The 10,090-nt window shown below is 51.6% G+C and carries 10 protein-coding genes, 1 pseudogene and 1 riboswitch; of the genes and pseudogenes, 10 read left to right on the top strand and 1 reads right to left on the bottom strand.

Annotated elements, in window-relative coordinates; all coding sequences use genetic code 11:
• Positions 1–2: 2 nt before the first annotated feature.
• A complete protein-coding gene (gene fabZ, locus MHB80_RS17675; protein ID WP_341278215.1) occupies positions 3–383 on the bottom strand; it encodes a 3-hydroxyacyl-ACP dehydratase FabZ in 381 nt (126 codons plus the stop codon).
• Between the two features lie 147 nt (positions 384–530).
• Here fabZ and MHB80_RS17670 point away from each other — a divergent pair.
• From MHB80_RS17670 to ribE (MHB80_RS17625), 10 genes and pseudogenes are all read left to right on the top strand, one after another.
• A pseudogene (locus tag MHB80_RS17670) lies at positions 531–751 on the top strand (transposase); the annotation flags it as partial.
• Positions 752–949: 198 nt separating this feature from the next.
• Entirely contained in the window at positions 950–1,600 is a 651-nt protein-coding gene (locus MHB80_RS17665) for a stage V sporulation protein AA (RefSeq protein ID WP_341278214.1), read from the top strand.
• Positions 1,593–2,021, top strand: coding sequence for a stage V sporulation protein AB (locus MHB80_RS17660; RefSeq protein ID WP_341278213.1), 429 nt, complete (start codon positions 1,593–1,595; stop codon positions 2,019–2,021). The genes MHB80_RS17665 and MHB80_RS17660 overlap by 8 nt, the downstream gene beginning before the upstream one ends.
• Before the next feature lie 55 nt (positions 2,022–2,076).
• Entirely contained in the window at positions 2,077–3,906 is a 1,830-nt protein-coding gene (locus MHB80_RS17655; protein WP_341278212.1) for a spore germination protein, read from the top strand.
• Between the two features lie 116 nt (positions 3,907–4,022).
• Positions 4,023–5,354: a diaminopimelate decarboxylase gene (gene lysA / locus MHB80_RS17650; RefSeq protein WP_341278211.1), complete on the top strand. Its 1,332-nt coding sequence runs from the start codon at positions 4,023–4,025 to the stop codon at positions 5,352–5,354.
• 56 nt (positions 5,355–5,410) lie between these two features.
• The gene (locus MHB80_RS17645; RefSeq protein ID WP_341278210.1) at positions 5,411–5,842 is read left to right on the top strand and encodes a peptidylprolyl isomerase; all 432 of its coding nucleotides are present in this window, start codon (positions 5,411–5,413) and stop codon (positions 5,840–5,842) included.
• 252 nt (positions 5,843–6,094) lie between these two features.
• A riboswitch (FMN riboswitch) is annotated at positions 6,095–6,305 on the top strand.
• Between the two features lie 153 nt (positions 6,306–6,458).
• Positions 6,459–7,565, top strand: a complete 1,107-nt coding sequence (gene ribD, locus MHB80_RS17640; protein ID WP_341278209.1) for a bifunctional diaminohydroxyphosphoribosylaminopyrimidine deaminase/5-amino-6-(5-phosphoribosylamino)uracil reductase RibD — start codon at positions 6,459–6,461, stop codon at positions 7,563–7,565.
• A 15-nt stretch (positions 7,566–7,580) separates the two neighbouring features.
• Complete coding sequence (gene ribE, locus MHB80_RS17635; protein ID WP_341278208.1) at positions 7,581–8,270, top strand: riboflavin synthase; 690 nt, start codon at positions 7,581–7,583, stop codon at positions 8,268–8,270.
• A gap of 51 nt (positions 8,271–8,321) precedes the next feature.
• The gene (locus MHB80_RS17630; RefSeq protein ID WP_341278207.1) at positions 8,322–9,572 is read left to right on the top strand and encodes a bifunctional 3,4-dihydroxy-2-butanone-4-phosphate synthase/GTP cyclohydrolase II; all 1,251 of its coding nucleotides are present in this window, start codon (positions 8,322–8,324) and stop codon (positions 9,570–9,572) included.
• Between the two features lie 41 nt (positions 9,573–9,613).
• Positions 9,614–10,084 carry a 6,7-dimethyl-8-ribityllumazine synthase gene (gene ribE, locus MHB80_RS17625; protein ID WP_056028895.1) on the top strand — a complete coding sequence of 157 codons (471 nt, stop codon included), beginning with the start codon at positions 9,614–9,616 and terminating at the stop codon, positions 10,082–10,084.
• Positions 10,085–10,090 lie beyond the last annotated feature (6 nt).

Raw genomic sequence — 10,090 nt, 5'->3', positions numbered from 1 at the left:
AATTAGTCTTTTTTGATCGCGAAGGTCAGTTCCGCTTCAGCGGCCAGCTCGCCGTCGACATAAGCAACGGCCTGTTCTTTGCCCATGACGCCTTTGAGTTTCGTGATCGAGACTTCGATGCGCAGTTGGTCGCCCGGAACGACTTGGCGGCGGAAGCGAGCACCGTCAATCCCGGCCAGGAAGGCAATCTTGCCTTTAAAGTCCGGCACGCTCAACATCGCGACGCCTCGAACCTGTGCCATCGCCTCGACGATCAGCACCCCCGGCATCACCGGAAATCCTGGGAAATGCCCTTGGAAAAACGGTTCGTTGATGCTGACATTCTTGAATCCGAAGGTACTGTCCCCAAGGAGGTCTCCGTCCGTCGAGATCCACAAAATCATAGCCCTCTGACAGCCCCCACGAACTCAGCGTTTGCCCGGAAAACCGCCCCACATCGGGGTCGCAGATGAGCACCCGAATCGCGCGCTACATTAATAAGGCGTTTCCGTAAGCCCGAGGTCCGAGCTCTGCCCGCGCACGCTGCGACCCGTGCAATACAACTGCTTCAAAGCGAAGAAGGGTACCACCTTTCGGTTCGTCGTATGATTGAACCCAAAAGTGTCTTTGGGCAACTGAAAAGTAACCGGGGATTCCGGCGTTTTCTGCTTCGTGGTTTGCCAAAAGTGAGTCTTGAGGTTGGGTGGCTTTCGCTGCCCACAATTTGCTCAAGTGGGCAACACTGAAGCAAAAGCGCAAGTTCTGGGGCTAGTTTAGCCCCGAAACTCGCGCTTTTTTTATATCATTCAAAATTCGAAGCGGTAAGGGCATCACAAGGTAGATAAAAAACTACTTTTGGGACAGCCCTTTTTTTCTTGTTTTTACCTGCTGCGGCGTGACTATCTGATTCCTGTTTTTCTCATACTAAAAGGGAAACGAACCCAAAGTACAGATAAAGGACTGATGACGGATGGATACGACGCAGCGGCAGCCTCTCTATTTGCGTTTACGCAAGCGGATTGGGATACGTCCCGAGAAGGAAGTGACGCTCGGGCAGGCGGCGAGGCTGCTTGGTGAGTCCGAAGAGCAGGAACAGCGCCTCGGCCAGCTCGTTCTATATCGTCACAGCAAGCCGGACGGCAACCGCGTCGTCATCGATTTGCTGCAAATTGTCAGCCGGCTGCGCGAGCTGGAGCCTGGTCTGTCTATTGAAGCCTATGGCGATCCGCAGGTACTGGTTATGATTGCGGATAAGCCGCCAAAGCCGCGCATTCCGCTGCTTATTTTTTCATGGCTGCTGCTTTTTTTCGGCGCAGGTCTGGCGATTATGAACTTCCATACGGATGTCAGTATGAAGGAGGTCCATATTCGGATCGTCGAGCTGATTACCGGAGAGCATAATGAACATCCGCTTTGGTTTCAAATTCCATATTCCTTCGGCATTGGGCTTGGCATGGTGCTGTTTTTCAACCATCTGTTCCGAAAAAAATTCAATGAAGAGCCGAATCCGCTAGAAGTAGAGCTGTTCACCTACCAGGAAAATGTGAACGCCTATGTTATCGCCGACGAGATGCGTAAAAAAAATGATCGCCAAACCGCTCGGAGTGAGGACGATGCTTGATTGGCCGATTCATGCGTTTATTGTCATGCTGGGCTTGTCGGGAGGGCTTGCGGTAGGCAGCGGACTGGTGGCGCTGCTAACAGTGCTGGATCTTATTCCGCGATTAGCCCAAATTGCCTATGCTTACAGCCTGTCCATTTGGTTTGAAACGGCGGTAATAAGCGGTGCGGTTTATTGGACATTCGCAGATTTTTTCGATTGGAAGCTTTCGCTTGCGGGCATTACGTCACAGATTGCTGTCGGGCTGCTCAATGGCATTTTCGTCGGCTTGCTTGCGGCGGCGCTGACGGAAGTGCTGAATGTGTTTCCCATCCTCGCCAAACGCATCCATCTGTCGGACTATTTAGTTGGCCTTGTGATGGCGATGGTGCTTGGCAAGACGCTCGGGTCGCTGCTGGACTGGCTTTGGTATCAATGGTAGGGAAATGGTAGAGAATGAGCAGGGCTATGCTGGAGAACTGAGGTGAAGGAAGAAGATGGATAAGGATCAAGAGCAGCACAATGTACCGGGGCAAGATTACAGGCAGGCGAGCATTCCTGGCATGATGAAGCTGGGAAATGAGCCGGACACCGAAGCGGGCAGGGAGAAGCATTCTTCCGGTAAAAGAGAGCGAGGCTGGCGGCAGGTGAAGGGGTTTATTCATGCCAAGCAGCTTGCTGGCGGGGAGAAGGAGAATCCGCATGTGGAGAGTAGAAGCGACCACCAGCAAAATAGGGAGGAAGGGCAGCATGGCCACGATCAGCCGCTGCATGCCCGTCCCAAAGCACAAGGAAGCAGGCAGGGACAGCGGCAAACGCAGGGACGAGGGAAGTCGCAAGGCAAAGAGCAAGGGCAGGATGGTCGCGAGGAGCGGATTCCTTCGGATTTGGATGATGTATTGGAGCGGCTGAAAAATGAGCTTGGCTACGGCAGCAGCTTCGATGTTGTTGTTCGGGAAATGATATTCGGCGAGCGGCGAGTCGCCCTCGTGTTTATGAACGGCCTCGCAAAGGATACGCTGCAAACAGAAGTGCTGAAGCGGCTGACCTACTTGCAGCCGGATGATTTATCATCCGATGCGCTGCATGCCTTTCTCGATATGTATGTGCCAGCATCTCAGGTCAAGTCCGAGCAGGATTGGAATAAGCTGCTGACGGGCATTCTCTCTGGCGGAACGGCGCTGTTCATCGACAAGGAAGCGACGGCGCTGCTTATTGACGCCAAAAACTTCCCGGCACGTTCGCCAGATGAGCCAAGCCTGGAACGGGTCGTCAGAGGCAGTCGCGACGGCTTCGTCGAAACGTTGATGATGAATATTTCGCTTGTAAGGCGCAGGCTGCGTGATCCGCAGCTTCGTTACGAGCTGGTGCAGATTGGCGAGCGCACACAGACCGATGTATGTATCGCTTACATTAATGATTTGGTAGATAAGGAATTGCTTAAATCCGTTAAGGAAAAAATTTCGCTGGTCAAGGTAGACGGCATTCCGCTTGCCGACAAGCAACTGGAGGAGGCGACCGTTAAACGGGGCTGGAGCCCATTCCCGCTCGTCCGTTATTCGGAGCGTCCGGATGTTGTGGCCTCGCATTTGCTGGAAGGAGCGGTTGTCGTCTTCGTGGACACATCGCCCAGCGTCATGATTTTGCCGACGACGTATTTCGATCTTATCCAGCATGTTGAGGAAAATCGCCAGACGCCGTTTATCGGCACCTATCTGCGCTGGGTACGGTTTATTGGCATATTCGCCTCGCTTTTTCTGCTGCCGCTCTGGCTGCTGTTCGTTATCCATCCGGAGCTGAAGCCGCAGGCGCTGGAGTTTCTCGGGCCATCGAAAACAGGCAAGCTGCCGCTGCTCGTACAATTTCTACTGGCGGAGGTAGGTGTCGATCTGCTGCGGCTCGCCTCGGTGCATACGCCAACTTCGCTGGCGACGGCAATGTCGCTCGTATCGGCTATTCTCATTGGCGATATTGCGGTCCAGACGGGCATTTTCGTCAATGAGGTCATTTTGTATATGTCGGTTGCGGCTATTGGGATGTTTGCGACGCCGAGCTATGAACTGGGGCTGGCGAACCGCATTGTCAGGCTTGTGCTCATTACGCTTGTTGCTGCCTTTCAGGTGCCGGGCTTCATTGTTGGGACGACGGTTATCCTGCTGTTTTTGTGCATGGAGCGTTCGTTCAATCGTCCCTACATGTGGCCGTTCATTCCGTTTGATTTCCGGGCGATGATGAATATCATTTTCCGGACGCCCGTGCTGCAAAATCGCAAGCGGCCCAATCTGCTGCGGCCCCAGCAACTCGATAAAATGCCCGAAACGGAGTAAAGCCGTAAATAATGCAAATGACTTGTTAAATTATCCATTACGCTTGCGGGTAGATTGCGATATACTGTTGCTATTGGTGTAAATCGAATCTATTCACGTATGGAGGAATAATAACAATGTACTTGCATGGAACGAGCAAAGTTAATGCTCAGGGGCATTTGGAAATCGGCGGCTGTGATGTAACGGAGCTGGCGAAAGAATATGGTACGCCGCTATATATTGTCGATGAGGCGCTAGTGCGAAAGCGCGCGAATGAATATGTGACCGCTTTTCAAAAATCTGGCCTGCAATTTCAAGTGGCCTATGCAAGCAAAGCATTCAGCACAATGGCAATGTGTGCGCTTGCCGAGCAGGAAAACCTGTCGCTTGACGTCGTTTCCGACGGAGAGCTGCACACGGCGCTGAAAGCGGGCTTCCCAGCAGCGCGCATTCACTTCCACGGCAACAATAAATCGCCGGATGAAATTAATATGGCGCTGGATGCAGGCATCGGCTGCTTCGTAGTAGACAATTCTACTGAGCTTAAAGTGCTTAATGCGCTGGCGAAGGACAAAGGCTTGACGGTTAAAATTTTGCTGCGGATTACGCCGGGTGTTGAGGCGCATACGCATGACTATATTTCCACGGGCCAACAAGATTCCAAGTTCGGCTTCGACTTGACGAATGGCGCGGCTAAACTGGCGATTAAGGAAGCGATGGAGCTGTCCAATCTGGATGTGCTTGGCGTTCATTCCCACATCGGCTCGCAAATTTTTGAAGTAGACGGCTTTAAGATGGCTGTTGAGAAAATGTCGGCGTTTGCAATTGAAATTCGCCAAGACCTTGGCTTGACGTTCCAGGTGATCAATCTTGGCGGCGGCTTCGGCATCCGTTATGTAGATGGAGATTCCCCGCTTCCAGTTGCTCAATACGTTGCAGCGATTACGGATACGCTCATTTCCAGCTTTACTGCAGCGGAATTCCCGCTTCCTGAAATTTGGGTTGAGCCGGGCCGCAGCATCGTTGGCGATGCAGGCACAACGCTTTATACAGTTGGAACTAGCAAGGAAATTCCAGGCGTGCGCAAATATATCGCTGTAGATGGCGGCATGATGGATAACCCGCGTCCGGCGCTTTATCAATCCGTTTATGAAGCGGTGCTTGCAAATCGTGCGAACGAGGCAAGCGAAGAGACGGTTACCGTAGCGGGCAAAGCCTGCGAAAGCGGCGACAAGCTCATTATTGATTTGGAATTGCCGAAAGCAAACAGCGGCGATCTGCTTGCAGTATTTTGCACAGGCGCTTATAATTATTCGATGGCGAGCAACTACAACCGTTTCCGCCGTCCAGCTGTCGTATTCGTAAAAGACGGCGTGTCTGATCTCGTCGTTCAGCGCGAATCTTTGGACAATATTGTCGGCAATGACTTGCTTCCGGCAAGACTTCGCAAAACAGCCCTTGCGAAATAAGGGTTAAATTTGGTAACGTAGTCTTATTCGGATATAGAAAGGTAGATGTTTAATAGATGGCAAAACAAGCGAAAATTACAATGGCAAACGGAGCAGAGGTTATTATTGACCTTTTTGATCAAGATGCGCCTAACACAGTTGCAAACTTTGAGAAGCTTGCAAACGATGGTTTTTATAATGGTTTGACTTTCCACCGCGTAATCCCGGGCTTCGTTGCTCAAGGCGGTTGTCCTACTGGAAATGGTACAGGCGGTCCTGGCTACACGATCAACTGTGAGATCAACCCAAACAAGCATGAGCGCGGTTCCCTTGCAATGGCACATGCTGGACGCAACACAGGCGGAAGCCAATTCTACATCGGCTATGCTCCACAGCCGCATCTGGATGGCGGACACACTGTATTTGGCAAAGTAGCTAAAGGCATGGAGCATGTTGACACGTTCCGCCAAGGCGAAAAAATGGAAAAAGTTGAAATTGTAACGGTTTAATCGTTTTGGGAAGGCCGCTTGTTTTTCCGATTGGTCGGGGGAACAAGCGGCCTTTTTTATAACAGGCTTGAACATCATGACTGCTAATTGAGAATCAGAATCGAAAACTCTTGCTTTTTCAATTTTGCGGTGGTAACATTTCATCAGAGTTACATTTTAAAAGTAAGTGACCATAAGAAAAAACGCCTGACGGCGTTCTTTCTATTTAAAAGCCATCGTTTGGCGAAACGTATAGACAAAAATAATACAGTGGCTTTCCTTCGGGGTCGGGTGAAAATCCCAACCGGCGGTGATCAGGAGGCTGTCTAAGCGCTTGGGATGTTGAAGCGACAGATGTGCTGCCTGTCAGTCCGTGACCCGTATACAATGAATTCAGAGCGTGTGAGCGCATGAACGGATTGTGTACGGCTGACCTGGTGCAATTCCGGGACCGACAGTACAGTCTGGATGGGAGAAGGAGACACTTTCAAGGCGTGATTTCATGCTTATTTGCTTGCACTTTTTTCGCTGGGCAATTAGGTCTGTTAAAATCGATTATTTGTGTACTTGAAAGCGGGTCTCTAAGATATACTCTCATCTCCGTTGGCTATGTTGCTAATGGAGGTTTTTTGCGTTCATGGATATTTTGAATGACAGTTATTATATGAGCTTAGCACTGGATATGGCAGAGAAGGCGGCTGGACAGACGGATATTAATCCAATCGTCGGCTGCGTCGTTGTAAAGGAAGGCCGAATTATCGGCATTGGTACGCATCTCAAGCGGGGAACCGGGCATGCTGAGGTGCATGCGCTGCAAATGGCGGGCGAAGAAGCGGAAGGCGCTACCGCGTATGTAACGCTGGAGCCGTGCAGCCATTTTGGCAAGACGCCGCCTTGCTGCGAGCGGCTTATTGATGCCAAGGTGGCAAGGGTAGTCGTTGCAACGACCGATCCGAACCCACAGGTAGCTGGGCGGGGGCTTGAACGGCTGAAGGAATGCGGCATTGAGGTTGAGGTGGGCCTTCTAGGGGAACGTTCCAACCAAATGAATGAAAAATTTAATAAATACATTACGACGAAGCTGCCGTTTGTCACCCTTAAGACAGCGAGCACGCTCGATGGCAAAATTGCTTCCCGCACCGGCGACAGCAGATGGGTAACGGGCAGTGCTGCAAGGGAGCAGGTGCATACGCTGCGCCATCAGCATATGGGTATCATGGTCGGTATCAGCACCGTTCTGGCAGACGATCCGCAGCTCACGACAAGAGCAGACGTACCGGCGCTGCATCCGGCGCGGATTGTCATCGACAGCAGCCTGAAGCTGCCGCTCACCGCGCGCGTGGTCACGGATCGGACAGCAAGAACGATCGTCATTGCGACTGAGCAGGCGGATGACGCCAAGGCGCAGGAGCTGCTGGCTGCTGGCGTCGAGCTCATTCGGGCAGGCTCCGGAGAGCAGGTTGATTTGCCGGAAGCGATGAGAAAGCTTGGCGAGCTGGTAATAGGGTCGATTTTGCTGGAAGGCGGAGGCAAGCTCAATGGCGCAATGCTAACAGCAGGACTCATCGATAAAATTATGATTTACATGGCTACCAAAATCATTGGCGGAGCAGCAGCTCCCGGCACCTTTGATTTTGAAGGCTTTGAAAAAATGGCGCAGGCTATTGAACTGGAGCGCACGCAGGTGGAGCAAGCGGGGACTGATATTTGCATAAGCGGCTACCCGGTCTACCGTCATGTTTAGAGAGGAGGGTTAGCCGTGTTTACGGGTCTGATTGAAGAAGTCGGCAAGCTGAAGCGGGTGGTCAAGCAGGGCGAGGCTATGGTAGTGACGATTGCCGCCTCCCGCGTCCTCGAAGGTGTGGCGCTGGGCGACAGCATAGCCGTAAACGGCGTTTGTCTGACGGTCATCTCCTTTACAGGCAGCACCTTTGACGCTGATGTAATGCCGGAGACATACCGGCGCTCCAATCTTCACCAGCTAAAGCCTGGTGAACAGGTCAATCTGGAGCGCGCGATGCTGGCTGGAGGGCGCTTTGGCGGTCATATGGTGCAGGGGCATATTGACGGCACAGGCGTCATTGCAAAAAGGGCAACCGACGCCAATGCTGTTATATTCAGCATTAAGCTGAACGATGCGGCAACGCTGAAATATGTCATTCCGAAAGGTTCGATCGCCATTGACGGCATCAGCCTAACGGTTGTTAGCACGAATGATTCGGGCTTCTCGGTGTCCGTCATCCCGCATACGCTTGGCGAAACGGCTTTGCTGGATAAGCGCATAGGCGATTCCGTTAATATCGAATGCGATATGATTGGCAAATATGTGGAGCATTTGCTGCATTTCAAGCCAGCTCGCGAGGCTGGAGCGACTTCCGGCAGCAAAGCTGGCACGGCAAGCGGAGCGAAGCTGAGCACTGCTTTTTTAAGTGAAAATGGATTTATGTAATAACGAATAGATGTTTAGTTGAAGTGGTGAACGATCAGGGAGGGAAGCTTTATGGGACAGCAGGATCAGCCTTTGGAGAAATCATTGTTTAATACGATTGAGGAAGCGCTTGAGGATTTGCTGCTTGGCAAGCCCGTTATCGTTGTAGATGATGAGGATCGTGAAAATGAAGGCGACCTCATTGCGCTGGCCTCAATGGCGACGCCTGAAGTGATCAATTTTATGATTACGAAGGCGCGCGGGCTTGTGTGCGTTCCGATTACCGCAGAGCGGGCGGAGCAGCTTGAGCTGCCGCCGATGGTAGCGCGCAATACGGATTTTCATGGAACGGCATTTACCGTTTCCGTTGACCATATTTCCACAACGACCGGCATTTCTGCGCACGAGCGCTCCGAGACGGTCAAGTCGCTCATTGACCCGAATACGAAGGCGGCGGATTTCCGCAAGCCGGGCCACATTTTTCCGCTGATTGCGAAAGATGGCGGCGTGCTCAGACGGGCAGGCCACACAGAGGCGGGTATTGATCTGGCCTTAATGTGCGGCTCAGAGCCCGCAGCTGTCATTTGCGAAGTCATTAATGAAGACGGCACGATGGCCAGATTGCCGGATCTCGTTGAGTTTAAGCGTGAGCATGATCTCAAGCTTATTACAATTCAAGAGCTGATTGTATACCGCAATGCGAAGGAAAAGCTCGTTGAGCGTGTCGTTGAGGTTAATATGCCGACGGATTTCGGAGATTTTAAAGCGATTGGTTTTACGAATGATGTAGATGGCAAGGAGCATGTTGCTTTTGTAAAAGGCGAGATTGATCCGGAAAGCCCGCTGCTTGTGCGCGTGCACTCGGAATGCTTGACGGGCGATGTATTCCATTCGCATCGCTGTGATTGCGGACCGCAGCTTGCGGCAGCGCTGACGCAGATTGAGGAAGCGGGCAATGGCGTGCTGCTCTATATGCGCCAAGAAGGACGCGGAATCGGCCTAATCAACAAGCTAAAAGCTTATGTGCTTCAGGAGCAGGGGCTCGATACGGTCGATGCCAATTTGCAGCTTGGATTTGCGCCGGACTTGCGCGACTACGGCATTGGAGCACAAATTTTGCGCGATCTCGGCATTCGCAAAATGCGCCTGCTCACCAACAACCCGCGCAAAATTAAAGGGCTGGAAGGCTACGGGCTTGAAGTTACTGAGCGTGTGCCGATTCAAATGGAAGCGAATAAGGACAATGACCGTTATTTGCGGACCAAGCAAGCGAAGCTCGGCCATCTGTTTGATTTTCAGGATCAAAATCAAGAACAACAGTAATATTACACGCATTATAAAAACCAATTGGGAGGAATTGAATTATGCCACATGTATATGAGGGACATTTAGTATCTGAAGGCTTGCGTTACGGAATCGTTGTTGGAAGGTTTAATGAATTTATTGCTGGCAAGCTGCTTAGCGGAGCGCTTGATGCATTTAAACGCCATGGCGCATTGGATAACGAGGTTGAGGTTGCTTGGGTACCTGGAGCTTTTGAAATTCCGCTTATCGCGCAAAAGATGGCAGAGAGCGGCAAATACGATGCGGTTATTACGCTGGGCGCCGTTATTCGGGGGTCAACACCGCATTTTGACTACGTGTGCAACGAGGCGGCAAAAGGAGTGGCGGCTGTTGGCTTGAAAACGGGCGTACCGACGATTTTTGGCGTATTGACGGTTGATTCCATCGAGCAAGCGATTGAGCGTGCAGGAACAAAAGCTGGAAATAAAGGGTACGAAGCTGCAGCCAGTGCAATAGAGATGGCTAATTTAACAAAATTGCTGCATAATTAAGCTTAA

Origin of the sequence: Paenibacillus sp. FSL H8-0537, assembly GCF_038051995.1 — a bacterium.
Lineage (GTDB): Bacteria > Bacillota > Bacilli > Paenibacillales > Paenibacillaceae > Pristimantibacillus.
Note: the sequence above shows the minus strand (reverse complement) of the source record. Positions and strands in the feature narration are given on the sequence as shown.